This is a genomic window from Pontibacter korlensis (assembly GCF_000973725.1).
Lineage (GTDB): Bacteria > Bacteroidota > Bacteroidia > Cytophagales > Hymenobacteraceae > Pontibacter > Pontibacter korlensis.
The window spans coordinates 3,615,072-3,638,856 of sequence record NZ_CP009621.1 but is presented as its reverse complement, the minus strand read 5'-3'; the positions used below and the strand labels follow the sequence as shown (position 1 = coordinate 3,638,856).

27 protein-coding genes are annotated in these 23,785 nt (G+C 45.7%); 9 read left to right on the top strand and 18 right to left on the bottom strand.

Going from position 1 to position 23,785, the window contains the following annotated elements:
* Window positions 1-106: 106 nt before the first annotated feature.
* The 6 genes from PKOR_RS15605 (at window position 107) to PKOR_RS15580 (ending at window position 5,198) form a co-directional block, all read left to right on the top strand.
* Window positions 107-667 (top strand): helix-turn-helix domain-containing protein, encoded by a 561-nt coding sequence (locus PKOR_RS15605; protein ID WP_046311950.1) that lies wholly within the window; start codon window positions 107-109, stop codon window positions 665-667.
* A 338-nt stretch (window positions 668-1,005) separates the two neighbouring features.
* On the top strand, window positions 1,006-1,572 hold the full coding sequence (locus PKOR_RS15600) for a helix-turn-helix domain-containing protein (protein ID WP_046311949.1): 567 nt from the start codon (window positions 1,006-1,008) through the stop codon (window positions 1,570-1,572).
* 291 nt (window positions 1,573-1,863) lie between these two features.
* A complete protein-coding gene (gene kaiC, locus PKOR_RS15595; protein ID WP_046311948.1) occupies window positions 1,864-3,333 on the top strand; it encodes a circadian clock protein KaiC in 1,470 nt (489 codons plus the stop codon).
* 62 nt (window positions 3,334-3,395) lie between these two features.
* Window positions 3,396-3,671 (top strand): circadian clock KaiB family protein, encoded by a 276-nt coding sequence (locus PKOR_RS15590; RefSeq protein WP_046311941.1) that lies wholly within the window; start codon window positions 3,396-3,398, stop codon window positions 3,669-3,671.
* Window positions 3,672-4,033: 362 nt separating this feature from the next.
* Window positions 4,034-4,225 carry a cold-shock protein gene (locus tag PKOR_RS15585; RefSeq protein ID WP_046311939.1) on the top strand — a complete coding sequence of 64 codons (192 nt, stop codon included), beginning with the start codon at window positions 4,034-4,036 and terminating at the stop codon, window positions 4,223-4,225.
* A gap of 736 nt (window positions 4,226-4,961) precedes the next feature.
* Window positions 4,962-5,198 (top strand): hypothetical protein, encoded by a 237-nt coding sequence (locus PKOR_RS15580; protein ID WP_046311938.1) that lies wholly within the window; start codon window positions 4,962-4,964, stop codon window positions 5,196-5,198.
* Between the two features lie 30 nt (window positions 5,199-5,228).
* Here PKOR_RS15580 and PKOR_RS15575 read toward each other — a convergent pair whose 3' ends face one another.
* From PKOR_RS15575 to PKOR_RS15565, 4 genes are all read right to left on the bottom strand, one after another.
* Window positions 5,229-6,779 (bottom strand): B12-binding domain-containing radical SAM protein, encoded by a 1,551-nt coding sequence (locus PKOR_RS15575; protein WP_046311936.1) that lies wholly within the window; start codon window positions 6,777-6,779, stop codon window positions 5,229-5,231.
* 216 nt (window positions 6,780-6,995) lie between these two features.
* Window positions 6,996-7,235 carry a hypothetical protein gene (locus tag PKOR_RS24795; protein ID WP_148561708.1) on the bottom strand — a complete coding sequence of 80 codons (240 nt, stop codon included), beginning with the start codon at window positions 7,233-7,235 and terminating at the stop codon, window positions 6,996-6,998.
* Between the two features lie 220 nt (window positions 7,236-7,455).
* Window positions 7,456-7,614 (bottom strand): hypothetical protein, encoded by a 159-nt coding sequence (locus tag PKOR_RS25315; protein ID WP_200897379.1) that lies wholly within the window; start codon window positions 7,612-7,614, stop codon window positions 7,456-7,458.
* 36 nt (window positions 7,615-7,650) lie between these two features.
* On the bottom strand, window positions 7,651-8,010 hold the full coding sequence (locus PKOR_RS15565) for a hypothetical protein (RefSeq protein WP_046311933.1): 360 nt from the start codon (window positions 8,008-8,010) through the stop codon (window positions 7,651-7,653).
* A 260-nt stretch (window positions 8,011-8,270) separates the two neighbouring features.
* Between PKOR_RS15565 and PKOR_RS15560 the strand changes: the two genes are divergently transcribed.
* Together PKOR_RS15560 and PKOR_RS15555 are read left to right on the top strand one after the other, a co-directional pair.
* Window positions 8,271-8,762, top strand: coding sequence for a hypothetical protein (locus PKOR_RS15560; RefSeq protein ID WP_046311931.1), 492 nt, complete (start codon window positions 8,271-8,273; stop codon window positions 8,760-8,762).
* An 82-nt stretch (window positions 8,763-8,844) separates the two neighbouring features.
* A complete protein-coding gene (locus tag PKOR_RS15555; RefSeq protein ID WP_148561707.1) occupies window positions 8,845-9,126 on the top strand; it encodes a hypothetical protein in 282 nt (93 codons plus the stop codon).
* A 10-nt stretch (window positions 9,127-9,136) separates the two neighbouring features.
* On the opposite strand, the gene PKOR_RS15550 is transcribed toward PKOR_RS15555, so the two are convergent.
* The 7 genes from PKOR_RS15550 to PKOR_RS23595 all read right to left on the bottom strand — a co-directional run bounded on the left by PKOR_RS15550 (window position 9,137) and on the right by PKOR_RS23595 (window position 16,113).
* On the bottom strand, window positions 9,137-9,337 hold the full coding sequence (locus tag PKOR_RS15550; protein ID WP_046311926.1) for a hypothetical protein: 201 nt from the start codon (window positions 9,335-9,337) through the stop codon (window positions 9,137-9,139).
* Window positions 9,338-10,016: 679 nt separating this feature from the next.
* The gene (locus PKOR_RS15545; protein ID WP_046311924.1) at window positions 10,017-11,003 is read right to left on the bottom strand and encodes an aldo/keto reductase; all 987 of its coding nucleotides are present in this window, start codon (window positions 11,001-11,003) and stop codon (window positions 10,017-10,019) included.
* A gap of 181 nt (window positions 11,004-11,184) precedes the next feature.
* Window positions 11,185-11,376, bottom strand: a complete 192-nt coding sequence (locus tag PKOR_RS15540) for a cold-shock protein (RefSeq protein WP_046311922.1) — start codon at window positions 11,374-11,376, stop codon at window positions 11,185-11,187.
* Between the two features lie 119 nt (window positions 11,377-11,495).
* Window positions 11,496-12,623: a fatty acid desaturase family protein gene (locus tag PKOR_RS15535; RefSeq protein ID WP_046311921.1), complete on the bottom strand. Its 1,128-nt coding sequence runs from the start codon at window positions 12,621-12,623 to the stop codon at window positions 11,496-11,498.
* A 433-nt stretch (window positions 12,624-13,056) separates the two neighbouring features.
* The gene (locus tag PKOR_RS15530; RefSeq protein WP_046311919.1) at window positions 13,057-13,629 is read right to left on the bottom strand and encodes a heme NO-binding domain-containing protein; all 573 of its coding nucleotides are present in this window, start codon (window positions 13,627-13,629) and stop codon (window positions 13,057-13,059) included.
* A gap of 512 nt (window positions 13,630-14,141) precedes the next feature.
* Complete coding sequence (locus PKOR_RS15525; protein ID WP_046311917.1) at window positions 14,142-15,149, bottom strand: alpha/beta hydrolase family protein; 1,008 nt, start codon at window positions 15,147-15,149, stop codon at window positions 14,142-14,144.
* A 40-nt stretch (window positions 15,150-15,189) separates the two neighbouring features.
* Window positions 15,190-16,113: a class I SAM-dependent methyltransferase gene (locus tag PKOR_RS23595; protein ID WP_052738891.1), complete on the bottom strand. Its 924-nt coding sequence runs from the start codon at window positions 16,111-16,113 to the stop codon at window positions 15,190-15,192.
* A gap of 473 nt (window positions 16,114-16,586) precedes the next feature.
* Here PKOR_RS23595 and PKOR_RS15515 point away from each other — a divergent pair, with 473 nt between their 5' ends.
* Window positions 16,587-16,982 carry a group III truncated hemoglobin gene (locus PKOR_RS15515; RefSeq protein ID WP_046311916.1) on the top strand — a complete coding sequence of 132 codons (396 nt, stop codon included), beginning with the start codon at window positions 16,587-16,589 and terminating at the stop codon, window positions 16,980-16,982.
* A 430-nt stretch (window positions 16,983-17,412) separates the two neighbouring features.
* On the opposite strand, the gene PKOR_RS15510 is transcribed toward PKOR_RS15515, so the two are convergent.
* The 7 genes from PKOR_RS15510 to PKOR_RS15480 all read right to left on the bottom strand — a co-directional run bounded on the left by PKOR_RS15510 (window position 17,413) and on the right by PKOR_RS15480 (window position 23,774).
* Window positions 17,413-19,056 carry an ABC-F family ATP-binding cassette domain-containing protein gene (locus PKOR_RS15510; protein WP_046311914.1) on the bottom strand — a complete coding sequence of 548 codons (1,644 nt, stop codon included), beginning with the start codon at window positions 19,054-19,056 and terminating at the stop codon, window positions 17,413-17,415.
* A gap of 407 nt (window positions 19,057-19,463) precedes the next feature.
* Window positions 19,464-20,096, bottom strand: coding sequence for an HAD family hydrolase (locus PKOR_RS15505; protein ID WP_046311913.1), 633 nt, complete (start codon window positions 20,094-20,096; stop codon window positions 19,464-19,466).
* A 14-nt stretch (window positions 20,097-20,110) separates the two neighbouring features.
* Window positions 20,111-20,695, bottom strand: coding sequence for a hypothetical protein (locus PKOR_RS15500; protein WP_046311911.1), 585 nt, complete (start codon window positions 20,693-20,695; stop codon window positions 20,111-20,113).
* Window position 20,696: 1 nt separating this feature from the next.
* A complete protein-coding gene (locus PKOR_RS15495) occupies window positions 20,697-21,506 on the bottom strand; it encodes a metallophosphoesterase family protein (protein WP_046311909.1) in 810 nt (269 codons plus the stop codon).
* A gap of 133 nt (window positions 21,507-21,639) precedes the next feature.
* Window positions 21,640-22,590 carry a phosphatase PAP2 family protein gene (locus PKOR_RS15490; RefSeq protein ID WP_046311908.1) on the bottom strand — a complete coding sequence of 317 codons (951 nt, stop codon included), beginning with the start codon at window positions 22,588-22,590 and terminating at the stop codon, window positions 21,640-21,642.
* Window position 22,591: 1 nt separating this feature from the next.
* The gene (locus tag PKOR_RS15485) at window positions 22,592-23,212 is read right to left on the bottom strand and encodes a sterol desaturase family protein (RefSeq protein ID WP_046311907.1); all 621 of its coding nucleotides are present in this window, start codon (window positions 23,210-23,212) and stop codon (window positions 22,592-22,594) included.
* A 7-nt stretch (window positions 23,213-23,219) separates the two neighbouring features.
* Window positions 23,220-23,774 (bottom strand): DUF4833 domain-containing protein, encoded by a 555-nt coding sequence (locus tag PKOR_RS15480; RefSeq protein ID WP_052738890.1) that lies wholly within the window; start codon window positions 23,772-23,774, stop codon window positions 23,220-23,222.
* Window positions 23,775-23,785: the final 11 nt, after the last annotated feature.

Below are 23,785 nucleotides of genomic sequence, written 5' to 3'. Positions count from 1 at the left end.
TGCCCACCAGGGATTATGTACATTTACATGATGGTTATCAAATGTAGTTTGGAAGGCATAGGGACTGGCTACTGAGTCCGGATCAAAGACCATTTATAAGATCACTATGAAATTGTATATTAAATATATGGTCAGCCTGCGCTGCAAAATGATGGTAAAGGAAGAACTGAACAAGTTGGGGCTACAGTTTGTGGTAGTTGACCTGGGCACTGTGGAGATACAGGAGGCCATTTCTCAGGAACAGCTTACGCAACTCAAAGACAACCTTCTGCTATCGGGATTAGAGCTGCTTGATGATAAGAAAAGCATCCTGATCGAAAAAATAAAAAATGTTATCGTTGAGATGATCCATCATTCAGATGAGTTTCCCAAGGCAAATTACTCGGACTTTATCAGTGAGAAACTTAACCACGATTATACGTATTTGGCTAATATCTTCTCTGAAGTAAAAGGTATTACGATACAGCAATTCATCATCTTCCATAAAATTGAAAGGGTAAAAGAGTTACTCCTGTATGGAGAGCTTAACCTGACTGAGATCGCTCATCGGTTACATTACAGCAGTGTGGCCCACTTATCAAACCAGTTTAAGAAAGTTACCGGCCTCTCCCCTTCGTTTTACAAGCAGCTGAAGCATAAGCGCAGGGCCAACCTTGAGAACATGTGATTTATATAACATTCTTTTTTTACTGTGTAACATAAGGCAGTGGGAATAACACCACCTTTGTACCATCAAAAACAGCTGAACTACAAACAGCCCAGCTTCCGCCAGTAACGGATACGACACCCATCACTTTATGGCTCCTATTATAATTTTTATACTTACAGGTTAATGAATTAAAAATAGAGAGCAAATGTCTTAAGTATATACCATAGAACCTGTTTTACATTTCCTTGTAAAACCCTGATCTCATTGCTCATCACTTCGCACCAGGTTCTAATCACTTTACCAGCAGCAGCGCCGTACCATACTCCCGGATTTGAGTATGCACTTTACGAAAACAAATGAAATTACTTATCAAATACATGGTTAGTAACCGTTGCAAAACAATGGTGCAGGAAGAACTCACGAGTCTTGGCTTACAATCAGAGTATGTAGTAATTGATCTGGGCACGGTGGATCTGCACAAAGATATTACTGACATTCAAGTAGAAGAGCTAAAAGTGAAACTTGATATTGCAGGCCTGGAATTGCTTGATGACAGTAAAAACAAACTGATAGAAAAGATAAAGAAGCTGATAACAGACATGATCAACTCTTCGGAAGAACAGCCGAAAGTTAATTACTCTATTTACATCAGTGAGAAACTTGGTTATAACTATAACTACCTGGCAAACATATTCTCCGAAGTTAAAGGCATCACCATACAGCAATTTATCATCATTCATAAAATAGAGAAAGCAAAAGAACTGCTGTTTTATGATGAACTCACATTAACAGAAATTGCACACCGCCTACATTACAGCAGTGCAGCCCATTTATCCAGCCAGTTTAAAAAAATAACAGGCCTCTCTCCTTCTTTATACAAGCAAATAAAGGAGAAACGGGAGGATGTGCTCGGAAACCTGTAAAATTTGAAACAGACTTGAGGAAATTTGTAAAGCTTTTTTTCCTCAATGCTCCCACCTTTGTACGTCCCTTGGTTAGTATACTTCAGACAGTGGATTCTATACCTAGGATAGACTTTTTCAGGCCAACAACTATCATCCTGATTTGGGTGATTTGATTTACGGGATTGAATACAATCCCTTGGGTCTTCTTGAATGTATCATAAAGCTCATTTTAAACTTCCTGTCATGGTGACTCCTCGACCTGAAAGTCCAGAACAATATCTCTATTTCCAAAACCATTTACGTTTACCTATGCAGCTTGAAAAATTAGAAACCGGAAACGCTTCCTTCGATCATATATCTCATGGCGGATTGCCGCTCGGACGAACTACCCTTGTAGCAGGCAGCTCTGGAAGCGCAAAAACACTTTTTGCCGCGCAATTTCTGGCATTAGGTATACAGTTGTTCGATCAGCCCGGCGTTTTTGTCACCTTTGAAGAGCAAATAGATGACATCCGCAAAAACCTGAAGAGCTTTAACTGGGATATTGATAGCTGGGAAAAAGAAGGGAAGTGGATATTTGTGGATGCTGCCCCTAAAGAAGAAGTTATAGTAGCCGTCGGCGATTTTGACTTGAGCGCCTTCAGGATCAGGCTAGAGAGAGCTGTAAAGAAATGTAAAGCACAACGGGTAGTAATTGATTCTATAGGCAGCATTTTCACCCAGTTTCACGAAGAAACGCATACCATTCGTCGGGAATTGATACAGGTTGCCCTTACGCTGTCCCGTTTAGGGGCAACGTCTATTATCACGGCTGAACGTTTAGAAGAATACGGTAAAATCACGCGCTTTGGGGTAGAAGAATTCCTGACAGATAATGTGATCATACTTCGGAATGTGCTATATAACGAGAAGCGCCGAAGAACTATCGAGATTCTGAAATTCAGGGGAAGCGATCATGAGAAAGGTGAAAATCCGTTTACTATAAACCAGGAGAATGCCATTGTCATCATACCGTTGTCGGCCATGAACCTGAAGCATATCTCTTCTAGTGAGCGGGTAACATCGGGTATACCTGAACTGGATGATATGTTAGACGGCGGATTCTATAAAGGGTCTATCAACCTGATCTCAGGCGCAATTGGTGCCGGCAAAACATTGCTGGTGGCCAATTTTATCAATGGCATTCGGGAGAAAAAAGAGCGCTGCCTGCTCATGGCTTTTGAAGAAAGCAGTGTTCAACTATACCGTAATGCAGCCAGCTGGGGGATTGATTTTAAGCAACTGGAAGAAGAAGGACTTTTAAAAGTCATTTGCCTGTACCCGGAGATATCTTCCCTGGAAGACCATTTTATCAATATACAGGAAGCTGTAAAAGCCTTTAAGCCAGACAGGATTGCCATTGACAGCTTGTCTGCTTTATCACGAACATCCTCTGACAAAGGCTTCCGGGAGTTTATCATCGCCTTTACATCTTACCTGAAGCACCAGGAAATAACAGGCATGTTTACGTCTAATACTCCTCTGCTGGCAGGCGGCACATCCGATACAGAAGGCAACATTTCTCCCATCACAGATTCTATTATTCTGCTACGCTATGTAGAAATGTCTGGTGAAATGCAACGAAGTATAGCTGTACTTAAAATGCGTGGTTCCAAGCATGATTCATCTATCCGCAGGTTTTCTATCACTGATGATGGTGCCAAAATCGGACGACACTTCGATGGCATCAGCGGGATACTGACAGGTAATCCTATGATCATAAGTTCGGGAAGAGATTAGTTCCCAGTATACCACTGCACAGTAATTTCCGGCACTTTTTAGCAAAATTAAGAAAAACGAGCATGCATGTATTTCAGCTCTATATTAACGGACACAGCCCTAATTCAATTGAGGCTGTGGACACCCTTCTCAAAATCTGCAGGGAAAATTTAAACGGTAATTATCAGCTTGACATCATTGATATACAGAAAGAACCTGATAAAGCAGAAGAAGCTGGCATAATAGCTATACCAACCCTGATCAGAATTGCACCCACACCAGTTAACCGAATTATAGGAGCTTTAAATGTACGAAGCCGCGTGTTAGCCGGGTTGGGAATTCCCAGTATGCACAAATAAAGTATCGGTCTCTGAAGCGAAGCTAAGAACCTGAAACCATCCAACAACAAATTCAGGGAAAAGCGCATTTACAACAGAACCGTTATAAATGATTGCAATCCCTGAAAAATAGAACAACCTGTTTCTTCATGAGTTAAAAGCTGCCTGTTTTTGGGTAGCTTTTTCTTTTGAAGCCAGATAAGAATGACCGTACACTCTTATGATAAGACAGCTTTAAGGCAGGGGCAGATAATACTAAGTTTAAGAATTATAGTCAGAAAAGCTTTTAATTTGTGATTTGTAATTAATTTACCGTATATTGAACAAAATAATGAACGTATATACCTGCAGATATGTAGTAGGTATATAATAACAAACACAATATGAATAACGGAACAGTAAAATTCTTTAATGACCTGAAAGGGTTCGGGTTTATCAAAGAAACAAATTCAGATCAGGAGTACTTTGTACACGTATCTGGCCTGGTGCATGAGATACAGGAAAATGACACGGTAACTTTTGACCTGCAGGATGGACGAAAAGGGCTAAACGCAGTTAACGTAAAACGCGCTTAGTCTCAAGCTATAAATTACAAAAAAGCCTTACCCCCCGGTAAGGCTTTTTTTATTGCAGCCACTGCTATTTATGCCTTAGCAGCACATTGATTACTATAGGCCTTGATTCTAAAGATGAGTAGAAAACGTTTAGTTTATACCATAACCCATGAGTACTTATGCATTGCTCTCAAAAAGGGACAGGACCGTTTCCAAATGGAGATTACATAAACAGGAGACTTCGCAGATGCGCAAGCCGGACTCTTTGCAATATAGTTAATATCAGCGTCTTACAAACAAAATCGCTAAGTGGCTTTTTTATGTACATGCAATTTGCATACAACTGCTCTTCAATAATTTTGAAACTCATCAAGCGCACTGGCACAGTGCCATTAGGCAAGTGCTATAGGTAAGGCTCAAGAAAGGTCCATGGGTCTTGTAGCACCTATTGATGACGCAGGAAACAAGGTGCAAAAGATGTATACCAGGGGCACGAATACAAGCCGGAAATTACCTGCCACACATTTATTCTACAAACAATGAAGCATTCCACTAATATGATTCTCCGGAACGCTCAGCCACCGTACAGGTGAACAACGTGCATCCATGTAAGTGTCTGATGCCAGTGGCAGACCTTTAGTATAACTATTCAGTGGATTACTTTAACACAAGAACTTATTGTTTAGTGGCTTTGTCGTATAGGTACGGGTCATAGAGCGACTGCCACAGGTTAGGGATAGTGAAAAGGAAGGAAGAGATGGAAGCAGCAGTATACAGCAATTTGAACATAAGAGTGGACAAGAAGGAGGCACTAGCTTTTTACTACCAGCTCAGGGCATATATCCGGGAAGAGGACGCCAGGAGCTTTGGTGTTCTCATGGACCTGAACTCAAGTATGCTCAAAGATGAAGTGCTGATGGGCTCTGTTCTAAGCATCATGAAAGGCAAGCATGCTGGTGCCCTGGCACAGTTTGTACATACTTTGGAGCAGTAAGGGTTTGCTGCCCCAGCATGCCGGTCATCCTTATGCCTTTGTGTTGAGCTGTATGAAGTGGTGCTTACGCAGGTACGCATTGGGATCATGCTCTATGGCCCCTTCGGGAAGCCACTGCCACCAGTCTCCTAAATCCTTCTGAATGATGTTCCTGTAGAATGGGGGCAGTTGCTGTGATTCTCCCTCGAAGTATTTTCTAAAAGCAGTATCCTCTACTAGGTTCTTGCGCACCTGCCGGTAAAAACGCAGTCTGCCATACCCTTCCGAAGAAACGGCCCGCATAAGGTTCATCCACTTGGCAGGGCGGCTGGGCGTGGCCATGAAACGGCGGTAAATCGCTTTCTTGGAGAAGGTGTAGGCTGTAAGGTCTATTACCCTGTCATAGAACTCCACCCAGCCGTAGTTCTTCGGTTTTACATTCATGGCCAGGTGGTTGTTGAGGAAGTGAAAAGGGAAAGGCAGCACCCTGCCCGCGCGCTGGTACTCCAGGTTAAGCGGGGCAGCCTCGCCAAAGGCGCTCAGCAGGGAATAGCCTGGGAAAGCCGCAGGAGACAGGTCTACAAAGCGCTTGGTTAGTTCGAAGGGCGCGTCTCCCTCGTCACTGTCCAACCCCAGCACAAAGTTTGTCTGTACATAAGGCACATAGCGGAACATCATGTTCACATGCTCAGAGATGCGGGCGACCTTCTCTTCCCCTACTTTGCGGGAAGTTCTTGATTTGTTTCCCAACTCGTACCACGATTCTATCCCAGGCAGCAAGGCATCAAACCCGTTACGCTGCAACACCCTCAGGTGCTCCTCGGTCAGGATGGAAAGGCTGCTCTCGGCAAAGAAGCGAAAGCTCCCTGCGGGGGCCGCAGAGGCGATGGCCTCCATGTTGGCATCAAAGCGTACGCCAAAATTTGGATCATGCCAGCCAACGGTAGGCTTCCTGAACTTGGTCAGCAGGAACTGCAGGTCTTCCCTTACCACATCAAAGTTCATGGGCTGATAGTCCACCGTCGCGTCAATGCAGAAAGAGCAGGTATAAGGGCAGCCAACGCTCCCGATCATAGGCACCAACTTAAGGAAAGGGGCTTTCTTCAGCGTTGGCTCAATAAACTTCCACCGCTCCTTTACCCCAGGCAGATGCGCGGGCTGCCGGGCAGCGGAAAGGTGTTTTCCTACAGGCTTCTGCGGACTGCGGTCCCGGAGAACCTCTTCGATGGTAGACTTATGAGTGAATCCGAGCACGTAGTCGAAGTACTTAACCGCGTCATCCGGGTAGCAGCGGGCATGGGGGCCACCCAGCACCGTCACGGCGCCTTGGCTGCGAAAGTAATTGCTGAGGGCGTATGCCAGTAAAGCCGCCTGGGTAAAGGAGCAGATAAAGACCACGTCAAGTCCCCTCGGCAGCTCCCTTTGCAGGTTTTCCTGGCCGGTATAACAGACCAGTACCACCTCATGTCCTTCCTGCTCACACCAAGTTGCTACCACCTGTGGCATGATGCTGGCAAGGTTTGCATGCATTGCCCTGGCCCAAAGGGTATCGGCCGGACCTTTGCTCACCAGGTCAACTACCCCAATTCTTAATCTTGCCATGTATTAGGAAATAGGTTGCAGGCCAAGCGCATGCACGCCATTAGCTAGCATTCGTACTACACATATGATTATATTGCAATTACTTAATTTAGAAGCAAATGGTTGCATTGATAGAATCAGTGGCTGCGACTCCTCTGAGAAAGGGTGCGCCCGTATTATATCGGATCAAACAGCCTTGCTCTACAGCACTCTGCTCTGAGGAAACAGGTTCTTGTACTATGCTTTTGCCAGCCGGGCTCCCTCTTTTATTCCCTCATCCGTAATGGAGTAGGTACAGGGAGAGACCCCATTTAGAATCTGAATGTGTCCGCTTTGGACCTGTTCATCCACCAGAAGTTGCAAGTGCTTGCCGCCGGGCGATGCACCGAGGTTGCTTTCCTTGGCAAAGTCGTTCATGGTGAGTGTCTCATGCTTGATCAATGCGTTCAAAACGATGGTTCTGTTTAGTGTATTCATGGCGTATATGCTTAAATGGTAAATGAATTCTAAAAGGCATTGATGAAGTGAGACCTCTTTCAGAAGGACGCACCCGGTGTTGAGCGGCACAGCTTCCTGCTCAGATCGGTTACACACCGGCTCGTCATGGAGAGACAAATAGAAAAGAGCCAGGCTAATGGCACTTTGAATTACATGCACCTGGCTCTGCTGCAGCCTATCAGACTACCAGCTTCTCATTTCACATGAGCTCCCGTTCAAAGTATACAAGTTCTTTTTCTTGAGGATGCTCTTGGTTGGTGCAGTAGTAGATGCGCTTCACGTATCGCCTTACCTTCAGCTTCAGGCTGGGGTTTACTTTGGCGTACACAATAGATCCTTCCGGATATTTATTTTCCATGGCTGAGTGTGTTAGGGGGCAGAGTATGTAAGGAAATTAATTGCTGTTTGACTTCGCTGATGCCTTCGCAGCCTTTTTGGCTTGCTTATCAGCGTCGGTTCGGTTCCGTTGCGCCTTTGCCTCCATGCGGGCAGCGCGCTTGGCATGCTTGGCCGCATAGGCAGCCTCCTTGTCGATGCGTTTAGCCTCCTTTGCGTCCGCCTTGGCTTTCCGTGCATCAGCTTTTGTGTCCTTTCTCAGGTCAGAGGCATCTTCCAAGCGTTGCTTGTCAGCTTGTGCTTCCTGCCGCTCGCTCTTTTTCTCCATGCTTTCTTGCGAAGTTTGAGCGAAAGTATAGGTGGAGGCTAAAGTCAGCACTCCGGTAAACAGCACAAGTAATAGGGGCTTGTTTTTCATATTGGCAGGAAAAGGTATGTTCTATTATCCTACTTAGTTATACGGATAGACGATCTGCTTAACTGGAATTAGCTGATAATAAAGCATTTATATTCAGTAAAGGTATACCAGGCGTTCTCCTGGCACATTTAGGGGCTTAATTGATTATTCTCAAGGATGAGGAGAGGGCAGTTACTGATTTGGAAAAAAAACAAAGCAACTGATTACCCAACTATTACCGACCACGTACCTGATATACAGGTGAACTACTCACCGGCCAGATGGCCAGAACCGATCAGCCGGTTGGCTGCCCTGCTTTTATTCGTCCCGCTGCTCAAACTCCGACCATGAGAAAAGACAGGAACTATCGTAACCATGCACTGTACCTTGCCCGAACCTTGGGAAGGAAGGCAAGTCGGGCTGAACTGATCAACTTTAAAGGAAACCAGGACCTGCTGCTGATAAACAGGCGGTCGCCCGCGAACGATGCGTACTGTGTTTACTTCGTAAACGACACCTCGGTGCAGCTGTTGACTGACGGCATGCTTCTGGGCGGCTCGATACAGCTGCACAGCCAGGAGGAAGCGCCCAGGCTCTACAATATTATGCTTGAGGGACAGGGCACAGTGGAGGAACACTACCTGATGCTGGACGCCTCCGTGGAGTCCGCTGTGGTGGGTGGGGTAAGAACCACGCTGGTGCAGATGGTGCGGTTGATCACCATCGAGGACCTGGTGCTACAACACAGCCCCATCATGTATAACCTTACTTAACTGATGAATAATGACACAGGACCAGTTTTACTATTGCCTGGAAAGGATATTGGGGCTTAGGGAGGAAATTGAAGAGACATGCATGGTACGTCGAAGAGCTCAAGTAACAGAGTCCGCCCTGGCTGAGGAGAAGCAGCTGGACTTCGACTCACTAAGGCGCTTTGCAGACAACAAGGAGCAGGCAGACAGGAACACTGCCTCCTCGCACGCACTGCTAAAAGAGCTGGCTGCCCAGGAGGCGAAACTAAGGGCTTTTGTTCCCGTGTCCGCATATGGCACCCGTATTGAGGCAACACTGCCAGGTCACCCCCCGCTCTACGTGCTAGTGGAGACCGATCGAATATACATAAATAAAGGCTCTTAGGTGCTAGTGCTCAACCAAGCTTGTTGATAAAGTATGAAAGCTGGCTGGTGTAGCCTCCCCTGGTGAGGCACAGCATTTCCCCGGAGTCGTCGTTCCGTACCCACCTGAGCATGTTGTCTTGCTTTCCGTTTTGGTGCTTGTACTCTTCCCAGTATTCGTGAGCGGCTGCTAAAGCCTTGCGCTCCAGCTCTTGTAGTTTGTCCTCGCTCATTGCCTTGTATGTTTGTATAAAATAGAATGTACGTTTCCCTGAGTTAATTATGTAACTGTTTCAGGTATTATCAGACAATGTGGCTAATTCGGAAGTGAAACAACTCAAAGTGCTTTCCGTCGTAGGCCACGGTAAACCACGTCAGAATGCTGGTAATTGGCAGAAGTCTCTACTCCTTCCATTGCTGGTACCGAGAAGGGAGTGTCCAGGAAAGTGTGTCGGACATGGAAAAGTTCTTCGGGTCCATAAAGCTCAACCCTTAGCCTACCGGGACACATCTTAGTAGGGCAACAACACCAGCACCTGATAACTTCGTTGCACCTGAAAGTAAGGCACTCAAAGTATTACATACAAAATAATTGATGAGTGCTTCTATACAAATGTAACAAGGGCTTTTTTTCATGTTTAGCAGCTTTCTGAAGAGAACACTGTAGAGTTTAGATCTTGTGCTGCTTTGGATTTCACTGCCAGTGGACTTTATAAATGAATGCCGTCCTATCCAGTAGCGAAGAAAACCCGTAGTTGATGGATTGTTGTATGGGTAATGTTCGTGCCTGTACGACACGCTTATCTCTCAGATAAGGCCCGCTAATACCTTCAAGTGGGATAGAAGAAAAAGCCGAACAACTGTTCTATCATCACAGTTATTCGGCTTTGACAAATAATAAATTAACTGTTTCTACCAAAGCTGGTGCACCGATGGTTTGATGTATTTATCATACACTTGCTGCACACCCTGCATCTGCTCCTCTGAGAGTGCAGGCAGCCCCGAAGCTTTGATGTTAGAGTCAACCTGTTCAGGCCTAGAGGCACCAGGAATAACAGTACTTACTTCTGGGAACATCAGCACCCAGCGTAGCGCCCATGCCGCCAAAGGCTCTTGGCCAGGAAACAGCTGCTTCAGTTCCTCTACCGCTTCCAGTCCTAAATCAAAATCCACTCCAGAGAAAGTCTCTCCTTTATCAAAGGCTTCGCCGTTGCGGTTAAAGTGGCGGTGATCGTCTACACCAAACTGGGTGCTTTTACTCATTTTGCCTGTGAGTAAACCGCTGGCTAATGGCACACGCACAATAATACCGCAGTCATTTTCTTTCGCAGCGGCAAAAAACTTCTCGCTTGGTTTCAGGCGGAACATGTTGTAAATGATCTGCACCGTTGTCACGTTCGGATACTGCATGGCCATCAGCGCTTCGTTCACCATTTCCACGCTTACGCCAAGATGACGTATCTTACCTTGCTCCTTCAGCCTATCAAAGGCTTCAAAGATTTCAGGTCTTTTGTATACTTCCGTCGGCGGGCAATGTAGTTGAACCAGGTCCAGCGTTTCCAGCTTCATGTTTTTAAGACTGGCTTCTACATAGCTTATCAGCTTTTCTGGTGTATAACCCTCACTTGTATGCGGCTGAATTTGCCTGCCGCACTTGGTAGCGATGTAAATTTCTTCGCTTCGGCTTTTTACCACTTTCGCTACAGCTGCCTCGCTTTCTCCATCGCTGTAAACATCAGCTGTATCAATAAAATTGACGCCTTGGTCTATGGCTTTATTGATGATACGCTCTGCGTTTGCCTCATCAAAAGGTTCCCCCCAGCGGCCTCCTACCTGCCAGGTGCCCAATGAAATTTCTGAAATATTGAATCCTGTCTTTCCTAGTTTTCTGTAGTTCATATTATTTTTAATTGTGCGATCACTAATATATAAATCAGTAAACAAATAAACTGTTTACATCAAATCTATTGAGTTTGTTAAACAATCCCAGGGATACAATATGCGAGGCAGTCAGCCTAAGTAGAAAACAAAAAAGCCTTACATAGTGTAAGGCTTTCAATTAATGACTTATATGTTAAAACTAAACGCGTTTTACGTTAACTGCGTTTAGTCCTTTTCTTCCTTCTTGCAGGTCAAAAGTTACCGTGTCATTTTCCTGTATCTCATGCACCAGGCCAGATACGTGTACAAAGTACTCCTGATCTGAATTTGTTTCTTTGATAAACCCGAACCCTTTCAGGTCATTAAAGAATTTTACTGTTCCGTTATTCATGTTGTTTGTTATTATATACCTACTACATATCTGCAGGTATATACGTTCATTATTATTTACGATTTCCAATAAACTAGTTACAAAACCTCTATTGATCACGGCATCATTAGCCTTTCTCGTTAGGCAGCTACCGGGTATACCTTACCCCTTGAACTCTCCTGCACTGCATATGCCTCTTTTCCTAATGTCCGGAGCATCCGGTAATGAGACTTAAGGGCAGAATTGAAAGTGGGGTTTTCCAGATACGGCAAACCAAATTCAAGGGCCGTCTGCCTTACAATAGAAGAAATAGCCGGATAATGAATGTGGCAAACCTTGGGAAAAAGGTGGTGTTCGATCTGCCTGTTCAACCCGCCTAGAAAAAAGCTTGCAAGAGCACTTTTAGGGGCAAAATTGGCAGTTGTACGCATTTGGTGGACAGCCCAGGCCTCTTCCACGTTGCCTTTTTCAGTTGGCACTGGAAAATCGGTACCCTCCACTACATGGGCCAGTTGAAACACTAGACCCATTACGATGCCCTCTGCCAGGTGCATCACCAGAAAGCCTATGGCTGCCTGCCACCAGGCCAGGTTTAGGACCAGCATGGGAACCCCAATGAACACGAAGTAATGCAGAATCTTGTAGAAGAAAAGGTTGAAATACTCCCTCCTTGGATGTTTTGCACTGTGCTGACCTATCTTCTTCTGGAAGAACTTAACATAGTCTTTGCGTAGCACCCATGAAAGGGAGGCAAGACCATAAAGCCAGAACGCGTACAAGTGCTGATAGCGTTGGATTCTGTTCACTTTTTCGCTTTCATCCAGGCGGATAAGCCCGGGAGCCACCTCAATGTCCTCATCATGTCCCGGTATGTTGGTATAGGTATGATGTACAACATTATGTGATATATTCCACAGGTATGGATTTGCACCAATAAGGTAGAAGAAGTAGCTAAGCCCCTTGTTTGCTTTACTACTGCCAGAAAAGGAGCCATGTATGGCATCATGGCAAATGTTGAAACCTATAAACGCAGCGAAAGCACCTAAAGCTGCAGCCGCAATAACCATAGCATAAGAGTTAAGCCATCCTGTAAGGATCAAAGCATAAAGGCTGAAAAAGCCAACCAAGAAGAAAATAGCCTTGGTCCACATCAGTAGGTTACCGTTTTTGGAAATCCCACTTTCCTTGAAGTAGGCATCCACCCGCTTACGTACAGTGGCAAAGAACTCCGACTTATTTGTGTTGATGAATTTTATCTTTTGAGACATGTAAATTTTAAAGGCTGGGAAAAAACAAAAAGGACTGAAATTTATGATTTGAAATTCCAGAGCCCCAGCAACTGCAACAACACGAATCAGAAATGAAGATGACCTGGCCCTGCGGGGCTGTCACGCTGCTACAGAAACAGCTGCTTTATACAAGCTATGCACATGCAAAGCTAGAGAAAATTAATAACTATAATATTCCCCCCTAGAGATGCTAAAAGCGTGCCAGAACATTATCTAAATTCAGCCCCAATTATTTCTTGATCACCCATCCGCTTAACCTTTACAAACAGGCGCCGCCGTTAATGCTACTCATGAGTACCAAGATTGCATTAGGTCGTGTCCCAAGGCCAATGAGAAGCAGCTAAACGCGGGAACATCGTGTTAAAGCAGGTCAAAATATCAGCAGATGTCAGGGATGCCACAAACAGCTACCCTACTCGAGGAAATCTACTTTTATCTGTACTCTTTCATTATCTGAAGGAGTAAGCTGCATCACATCCACAACGTCACTTTCGTTGAAATATTTAGCTATTCCTTTTATAATACCAATGGCTACTCCAGCCATTCTACGCTTAGAGTAATATTCTATGATAAGTTGCCTGCTGCCCTTTTTGATGACCAGCAGTTTAGGAGGATTAGCCCTGCTGTCTTCCCGCCTTACTGCGCCATGCATAGCTTCTTCTGTGTTTAGTAACATGTCGTAGGTGCGCCACTCAGGTTGCAAATATTTATTGTAAAGCATCATCAGGTCAGGTACAATAAACTCCCCATACCCTTCCAGCAACTCGAAAACTGATTGTTCCGTCTTTTCCCCCAATTTGCTGATGATCGCAAAAATCTCATGCGTTGGGTACATCTCCTGTACCAAGTATGCTGTATGCTCCACATTAGACTCCTGCAGCAACTCTACCCAAGTGCTGTGGCCGTATGTGCTTTCCACAAAACGTTTAAGCAGCACGAAGATAGATCCGTGCATGCGATCTTCATTGGGGTATGTTCCCTTCATCAGAAATATCAAAAAGACTCAATCTCTCCAGCTATTAGTTCCCAAACCTGCATTGCGGGACCTTTGTTTGCAGGCTTTGTTACCCAAAGGCCACTTCTGACAAAAGAATAACACCTATGCCTTCAATGGGGATGGGTTTGTGGCTAATTCCTTTTACTTTTTTGTGTGCATCGGTCTTCGCGGTGGCTGCCTATACTGGAAGGAGGCAAAGATATTGACTGCGCATTTACCTTACAACTTTACCGCTGGCAGATGTTGGATTATTTAAATACTGCTAGAGGAGCTAAATTGAATAAAAGCATATAATCACCAGTTTCCTACACAGGTGACAGAACTGAGCATTCTGGAACCATCTGAAAACAATCAGCCTGCTTATCAGTCATAGGCTGGCTATATTTTTATGTCAAAGGCAGCATGACTCAAATTTAGATTTGCAAAGAATAAGCTAAGCGGAAGCCAACCTCTAAGGAACGATACATTCATACCTAACACTAGTATAAAAGGTCACAATCCTAGTTAAATAGGTGCAAGCGAATCCAATGTCGGATGGCGCTTCTGCAAGCCTCTGCATAGGGCAGTGTTTTTGTCGTTCCCTTATGGCAGAAATCAGACATTTTAAAGGAATGGTTGGCTCCTTGTATGGTTACATGCTGAATGTTGGACGGAACCCCCTGCGGGAAAAGATCATGTAAGGCCGCTACTGCATGTTTGGGAGATACTAATGCATCATGCTCACCGAAAACCAGTAAAAGCGGGCGGTTTACAGACCTCAAATATGAGGTTGGCGTAAAGTCCTTTATAACTTTTAGCTGCTTCCAGTTTTCCTTAACAGGCAATAGTGAGGCCAGGAAAAAATCACGGTTTACCATCTTCAGCGCTTTTTGTCGCGCTGCATCCTCCGCAAGTTGCTCCTGGCACATAAGCATGCTGGCATAGTCATTTTGTACCTGCTCCCGCACATTGAAGGTAGGTCCTGCCAGCGAAATCCCTCCTACAAAAGTGTCTGGATAATTGGAAAGGCAAACCTGTGTAATCCAGCCTCCCTGGCTATGACCAACTATGGCAATCCTATCGCTGTCTATAAAAGGTAAAGTCAGTAAATAATCGGCTGCAGCCTTGGCATCTGCTGCCCTGCCCTCAAAATCTGTGGTATACCATCTCCCCTCTGACTCCCCTACCCCCCTTTTGTCAAAGTATAAAATTGCGATGCTGTCCATAGGAAGACTTTGCTCCAGCAGCGCCGCCGTAAAGGACGCATAATGAGCCATTGTAGAGGAACTGCTGGAGCCTACGCAGAAAACAATAGCCGGCACTTTGGATTTCACCTGCTTGGGCACTACAAGTTGCCCCTTCAAGGTGTGCCCACCGCTTTTGAAAGAAACAGGCCTGCGGCTGTAAAGCACTGAGCTGTCCGTGAACTGCTCCACATTACTTATACAAGCCGTTGAGGCAACAACATTTTGGAGGCTAGCCTGAACAAACGCCAGGCAAATCAGGAAAAAGAATTTGTACTTGATCATAAAGGTTATACTTCCTTGAACAGATTGCATATAGTTATCTTCAAAAGGTCTTCTGAAGCTTCAATATTTTAGAAGCAAAGTAAGGCGTATCCTGCACAGCTATTTTTTGCACATCAAAGGTAGACGCATCCAGGTATTGCTCGATGAAAGGAAGGTCAGGCGCATAATAAAATGTCCCTCCTACTTTCATACTCTGCAGTATTTCCATGAAGCGCCGTGCATAGCGTGTGTAATCCCCACCTGCTCTGAGGTGATGGTGCTGGAAGTGGTTCGAGAAACCCAGGTTGCTAATAATGGTCCCCCACCTCTCCGGTACCAGATCAAACTCAAACCAGTCAGACTGAAGAAGATATTCAGTGGGCGTAACATTGCGATCAATGCCATATGCCTCCACGCCCATAGATCTCAACAGTTTTACCAGGAAAGCCTGAGAACCACAGCCTAAATCGAGAACAGGCTCTTGCAACACAGCAAGATTAATGTTCAGGAGCTCCAGTTGAGCTTGTGCCGTATATTCTGCACAAACCACCTCCTGGTCCAGATATGGTTCAGAATTTTTATACAATAGCTTAGCGAAAGGGTTTGATTGTTTAAGCCAGCTCTGCAAGCTACGGTAGTGCTGTTTTGCTATTGCCTCTAGCGCTTCATCCTCAACAGGTACAGGTATCCCTCTGAGCCTGCTAAGTAAGCCTTTGTACAATCGTCTCAACCTTTCCCTGTCAAAGCTATCAAAGTGGTAGAACTGGTTGGCCTGACTGAATGAGGCAATTGCTTTATCAGCCAAATAATCACCTAACGTCTCCTCATCCTTTACGCTCATTTGCTTCAGTGACTGCAGGTTGCTCTTCAAGTAGTCTTTGATAGCCGGAGAAAAGCCAAAGTCGCTGAGGCTTTCATTGCAGAAGACGTTCTTCAATTTATTGTAAAGAAACTGCTGATTAAGGTGTCTCTTTAACTCTTCCATAGTTTCATAGCTTATACTTATACTAAGATACAAATGGCTTTTGTAAATAGTAAATTTTAACAAGCAGTGTCTTCAGACTTTAGCATTTGAGAGGTTTCCGTTAGGCCAACAATACACATCTGCAGAAACTTGTAAATGAAAGAGTTGCAGCCATTGAATTGGAGGAATTATCAAGGGTATATGGGAGATTACTATCCCGCTTATAGCACTATTAACTTGATGCCCATACCGGCAGTTTTAACTTGCGGGTCTTTTAAATTCAGTAGCTTGCCTATTTAGATCATGATTTCAATGGTGAAGGGAATGAACAGAAATGGGTTTTGCCTGTTTATATAAATGTACCGACGCAGCCACTTAAGGTTTACAAGAAACTAGTCGAAAAGGCCTGTGCTGATAAAGAGATCATCCAGCAAGCCTTGTCACTCTAACACATCCTGTAAATCCTGATTCAGACAAGATTTATACTTTAAAACATGGCACAAACACAGGACATTCTCACCCTCGATGACATCAAGCTACTGGTAGATACTTTCTACACCCGTGTAAGAGCTGATAAAATGCTCGGGCCTGTTTTTGAAGAAAGAATTGAAGACAGGTGGCCAAAGCACCTGGATACAATGTACCGCTTTTGGCAAACTGTGCTGTTGGAGCAGTATACTTACCAAGGCAGACCCGGTGCTAAGCACATTACCTTACCAGTGGGCGTTGAGCACTTTGAGCGGTGGCTCGTGCTCTTCTTTACCACTATAGATGAGCTTTTTTCCGGAGAGAAAGCGACAGAGGCAAAGTGGCGGGCAGAGAAAATGGCCGATATGTTCGTCTCAAAGATAGCTTTTTACCAGAAAAACAATGGCAGGGGTATTCTATAAAGACTTAGGGGGGATATACCGCTCCCTCAGTGTCTAATTAAATAACTGCTGAAGGCTTCCTAATATCATAAAGTTTATGCCTCAGCTGCGCAGCAAAGTATACTCGGGGTATATAAAAATGTAGCTTACTGGAAGAAAAAAGGATGTACAGCTACGGCAAGGACTGCACCAGACCATCTACCCCCTCTTAGGGCAACCCTCGCTAGTGTGGTTTGTGGCGGCGGCATATAAGTACTAGATAACATCAACTGTATGCACGTCCTCCCTTCCTTTTCTGGAAGGACGTGCCATGGTACAAGACCTTAGGTTATCCTATGTTTGAGTTTATATTCTAACTTGAGTTAAAAGAGAAGAAAGGAAGGAATAAGATTAATTAGGTTTTGTGGCCTTAAGAGCCAGTCCAACATGACAATCCCCTTCCCTTTGTTGACTACTTTACAGCAGTTCGCTCTATTTCGCGCAGGTTCTCCAGCTTCTTGTTGCGCAGGAAGCCGTTAATATCCTCAAAGTGCTCCCGAATACGCTTGTTACCAAACTCGAACACTTTGGAAGCTAAGCCATCCAGGAAGTCCCTGTCGTGAGACACAAGAATGATTGTTCCATCAAAAGCCTTCAGGGCATCTTTCAGAATTCCCTTTGTTTTAATGTCCAGGTGGTTTGTAGGCTCATCCAGAATCAAGAGATTAACAGGCTGCAGCAGAAGTTTAATCATGGCCAGGCGAGTTTTCTCACCACCAGAAAGCACCTTCACTTTCTTCTCAACCGTTTCGCCACTGAACATGAAAGCACCTAACAGGTCCTTAACCTTTGTGCGAACGTCACCAACTGCTATCTCGTCGATCGTCTGGAACACCGTCAGGCTCTCATCAAGTAGAGAGGCTTGGTTCTGAGCAAAGTACCCAATCATGCTGTTGTGTCCCAGCTGAAGATTTCCGCCATAGTCAATCTCCCCCATAATGGCCTTGATCAGCGTAGACTTACCCTCCCCGTTTTTACCTACAAAAGCTACCTTCTCACCACGGTTGATAGTTAATGAAACGTCCTGAAATACTGTATGGTCTCCATACTTCTTGGTAAGTCTCTCCACAATTACAGGATAATTACCCGAGCGAGGAGCCGGTGGAAACTTAAGGTTAAGCGCAGAGGTATCCACCTCATCCACCTCAATGATTTCCATTTTCTCCAGCATTTTCACCCGTGACTGAACCTGCAGCGTTTTCGAGTAGGTACCCTTGAACCGCTCTATAAAGGCAGTGATTTCTGCTATCTCTTTTTGCTGGTCTTCATACTGCTTTTGCTGTTGCTCACGACGCTCCTGGCGCAGCTGCAGGTATTGGCTATAGTTCACCTTGTAATCGTAAATACGACCCATGGTAACCTCAATGGTACGGTTGGTAATGTTATCGACAAAAGCTTTGTCGTGCGAGATCACCATAACCGCCTTCGCATTGTTCACAAGGAAGTCCTCCAGCCACTGAATCGATTCGATGTCCAGGTGATTGGTAGGCTCATCCAGAAGAATCAGGTCAGGCTGTTGCAACAGTATTTTGGCGAGTTCAATGCGCATGCGCCAGCCACCGCTAAACTCTGTTGTTGGACGGTGGAAATCCTCTCTGGAGAAACCGAGGCCTTTTAATGTCTTTTCAACCTCAGCATCATAGTTTATTTCCTCTACGGAATAATATTTCTCGCTCAGTTCTGATACCTGCTCTATAATGGCATAGTACTCGTCAGACTCATAATCTGTGCGTGTCTCCAGCTCACTATTGAGGTAGTCCATTTGCTTTTTCATATCCAAAATCTTGGAAAAAGCTTTGGAAGCCTCCTCAAACACAGTACAGTCGTCGTCAGTAAGCAGGTGCTGCGGCAGATAAGCAATAACGGCTTCTTTTGGAGCTGAAACTTTCCCTCTGGTAGGCTTATTTACACCGGCAATAACTTTTAACAAGGTAGACTTTCCCGCTCCATTCTTACCCATCAAGGCAATCCGGTCATTTTCGTTAATGTTGAAGGTAACATTGCTAAAGAGCGCTGCTCCATTAAATTCTACCGCAACTGCGTCTACTGAAATCATATGCTTTAAATTAAAGCCGCAAAGATATGGGATATTTCGGTGAAATCTTGAGAAGTTTTGGCAGGTTGTAGTTTTGAACGTTACTAAAATTTTTCTGAAGTTGGGGGATCTACTTTATCCCGATAAATCCTATGCATGAAGCTAGCCATTTCTGGATCTGACCTGACAGGCTGCTGCACATTTATACTTAAATAACATCACCTTGATGGGACTTTTGCTTGAGTTTTATCTTAAACAGGGACTGGGCATAAGCCTGTAAGAATTTACATCCAGTTTGTATACTCAACCACCAAATCACTTCCCTTGTAGATAGTCTTCTTTTTTAGTAAACCCATATATTATTCAGACCATCTTTATTCTGTTATCAGCACTAGTTTATCGCCATCACAAAACCTTGCAAGAGCTTACTATATTTTATCTACCCTGATCCATTTCATTCCTGCTGCCTCGGCTGCCTGTACGCCTGGCTCACCGTCCTCAAAGACAAGGCATTTTTCCGGGGCAACGCCAAGTTGCTCTGCCGCTGCCAGGAAGGGATCGGGGTGAGGTTTACCATGAGGCGTATCGCCAGCACAAACCAGCACCTCCACTAAGTTTGAAATGCCCAAAACTTCCAGTGTCTTCTGAATCATCTTTCTGGAACCTCCAGATACCACACCTATTTTCATACTACCGGCATGCGCCACCAAGTGGTCCACAACAAACTGAACCGGTATTGTATGCGCTATAAACTCATTATAGAAGAGGTCTGACTTTAGCTTCTCGAACGCTATCGGGTCAAACTCGCTGCCATACCTTTTATTTATCTGTTCTACAACGGCTGGGATGGGCAGGCCGGCAAACTCATCTACAATGGCAGGATCAATTTTCACTCCCTTGTCGGCAGCTACCTTTACATAGGTGTCTTTATGCGCCTGCATGTTGTCGGCTAAAGTGCCATCGCAGTCGTACAGGAATGCCTGGTAGTCGTCCTGACTGAGCTGCGTAAGTTTGTGCAGAGCTCTTGCATTCAATGCAGATGTATCTATCTTTTTGTTCATGTTAGCGAATTCTGTTATAAAGATAATTTGATGCCCAATGCCAGGTGGAACACCTTTCCCGGGCTTAAGTACTTTGGGTTTTTTATGTACGAGACAAGGTATTTCCCCAGAGCACCTGTTTCATAGTACAGCCCGAACTTTTCCAGGTGCTTTACCCTTGCAAACTCGACCTCACCTCCCAGGAAGTAGTAGAGATGAAAAGCAGTGGAAAAGCCGTAGTAGCCTTTCGGGTACTTATCACGAGGCTCGAAGGCAAAGTAATCATCTCCGAAGGTATAGCCTAACTGCAGGCCTGTTCTGAGCGGGTGCCAATCTAAAGCCTCGAGTTGCACAGCCTCGAAAGACACATAAGCCAGTTTCAAAGCCGCAGTTACCAGCTGCTCGCCGCCAAAACCTTCCGGCAGGTAACCCACAAAAACATCCGCATCTAGTTTATCCTGCAGAAACTCCTTCCCCACCCCCAGCGACACCAAACCAAGCTCACCGGCAAACTGTGCTTTGATGTGGAAGGCAGAGGAGTCGGTGTGTTGGCTGTACACACTTTCGGTCAGGAAGGAGAGCAGCGCAGCCAGGAGAAATTTATACTTCCAAGTTCTCATATTAGTAATGAATTCTTTTGATGCGGAACCCACCATTCCAGATCTCTACATAAGAAAAGCCCCTGTTGTTGGTGGAAGTTGTAATGTGATAAGTGATGTCGCTTGCCTCTTGCTCTATAGTCTGCCAGTTATGCTCGTGGCCATGCAGGCTAAGATGAACACGGCCACTCTGCTCCAGCGTCTGCTGAAAGGGTATGCTCAGCCTGCTGTCATAGTCACCGCCGAATGGGGACATGTGGGAAACAATGACGGCCTGCTGCCAGTCCGACTCCGGAGTATGGGCAAGCTGAGCCTGTAGCCACGTAATGTCGGGCACTATCCCGTTGAAGTCGTATTCCCTGCCATTGGTATCCAGGAAAATGAATTTGACTTGCCCATAAACGAAACTATAATTCAGGTCGCCGTACATCTGCTGGTATACTTTCTTGCCATTTGCCAGCAGATCATGGTTGCCTATAACCGTCAGGTAGGGGAACCGCAGGTTCTTCATGATGTCATGCACCCACCTGAACTCCTGCGTCATTCCGAAGTCCGAGATATCCCCCTGGTGCATCACAAAGTCTATGTTCTTGAGTTTGTTGGCTGCTTTCACGAACTTCTCTGCACTGTCATAAAAACGCTGCGTATCCCCCATCACAACTATCCGAACGGTATCATCCGGGTTCTGCTGCCGAATCTTCTCCACGTTGCGTGCCGTTAAACCAAGCTCACTGTCGTTAAGCCTGATTTGATTAGGGTGGTACTCAAAAACTTCCTCACAAGCTGTCAGGAATAGAGTGAGGACTAGTAAAAGAAAGGAATGCTTTTTCATTTCTCCAGTATATAAGTGTATGTCAGGTTTAAATAATACTTCTAGACCAGAATTGTTTTCAAGTCTAAGTTCATACCAATAAAACCCGCAGCCCCTTCAAAGCTACGGGCACTATTAAGTATAAAATAATCAACTACTTGATCGCTAAAACCAGTTTGTCTACAGCCTTACTGAATCCTCCTTTTCTGGCAAGAGGCCAATTGAAGAGCAGGATGCCGCAAGAGGCGCACGCGATACCTGCCAGCACATCCAGCACATAGTGATGGGAGGTATAAACTGCAGCAAACCAGACACCTGCTGTGATGATGCCGAACAGGACCTTCGACACTGCTCCTAAGTTGTTTCTGAGCGCGTAGTAGAAAACGATGAGCGGGTAGGCTGAGTGCAGCGAGGGCATGGCAGCAAACACATTAGACCCCTTGGCATACAGCGAGCTGAAGACGGTTATATCGAAGAACTCGTCGAAGCGTACCAAGCCTGCCGTGTTCCCGGGTGTACCTGCGATAAAGTCGAAACCGTGCAGCTGCACATACCAGGGCGGAGCCGCAGGGTAAAGGTAGTACACGACAAAGCCCAGCAGGTTCACGAGCAAAAAGGTAAGCGAGAAGTATACAAACTGCCTCCTGTCCCAGAAGAAAAGGAAGGCAGCAAACGCAAGGGGCACCGGGATCCATGTCAGGTAGAAGGCACCGCTCATCACGTCCAGGAAAGGGTGGCCGTGCTGCAGCCAGAACTCATTTGGCGTAAGCACATCATCTCCTTTTTGAATGCCGAAAACTGCTTTTTCCGCATTGTACAGGTCCTGGATATGTACCGGATTGAACCAGTAGTTCGGGAAAGCCTTCATGTAATCATACAGGATCCAAAAAAAGATGAAAGTGGAGAAGCCCGTGATGAATTTTCGGGTGACGGGCGAGAGAAAGTATAAAAGGTTGGCCAGCCCCACCAGCACCAGTTGGTCGGTTTTGAACCCCACCAGCACGTATGAGAGCAGCAGGTAGCCAACCGACAGTGCCGCCAGAGCCAGCACGCTTCTGCGCGATACACCTTTCCTCTCCCCTGCCGGCGCAGTAGTAACACGCATCCTATCTTTTGTCAAAATCAGATCCAAATATCTTGTCCCATAGGGCAGAACTGACACCGTATCCTTTTGTGTGGTCGGAGTAGTGGTGCAGCATGTGGTGCTTTTTCAATTTTTTCCAGAACTCGCTCTTAAAGTTGAAGTGGTGCAGCGCATAGTGGGAAATGTCGTAGAACAGGTATCCCACCAGGAAAGCCGCAAAGAAGGCATGCAGCGCCCCTCCTGAGAGCAACAGCGAGAAGAGCAGGTATAAAGTCAAGGCCATCGGTATACTGGCCGAAGGGGGCATCACGAGCCGCTTCGCATCGTTCGGGTAGTCGTGGTGCACCCCGTGGAAGATGAAGTGCAGGCGCAGTGCCCACTTGGCCTTTGGCACAAAGTGAAACACGAAGCGGTGCAGCACATACTCTGTGAGGGTCCAGACAAACAGCCCCAGTGCAGCATAGCCAAAAAACGCGGGGATGGATAAGCACTCCACAAACAGGGCGCTCCAGCCCAACAGCAGTATGACCGGCACATAGATGTAAAGCGGCACCGTGTAGTGCACCTTGGAGAGTGCTTCCATCCAGTCAGACTTAAACATCCGCACCGACTCCTGCGAGTTAGAAACAAAGTTCTTCTTCATGCTACAATCAGGGTTTAAAGCGTTCTGTCACCATTTTGCCGGTAGCGGCATCCCTGCCTTTCAGCTCCACATACAGCACATTGGGCACCCAGAAGGTACCGCCCTCAATGCGCACAAAGATGCGGTCCAGCACAGCCTCCCGATTATTGATCTTACAAAGCACATGGTAGGCACCGTCATTACCTTTGCGCAGGTACAGGGCCAGTTTGGAGTAGCACACAAACTTCAGCTCATAGCTGTCTTTCCCCAGCTTCTTTGTATTCAGGCCATAGGCAAACTTACGCTGTATGTAGTTCAGCTCTTTATGCTCTCCTCCTTCGGCATACCTGATCCAGAACGGATGGATGGGCTCATTTTCATCGAGCGAGCCCTGGGCTGTCTTGTTCAGTTCATAAATTACGGTGTTTGCATTCGGGTCGCGCTGAACGTAAAACATCATGCCTTTGGGTACAGGCAAGGAGTCTTGCTTTGCTTCGGTTTTGCTGACTTTGGCAAAGGCGTTTGTGCTGTACAGGCTGCCGCACATGAGCAGCAGCAGCACCAAACAATATATTTTTCTCACTTGGTAATTAG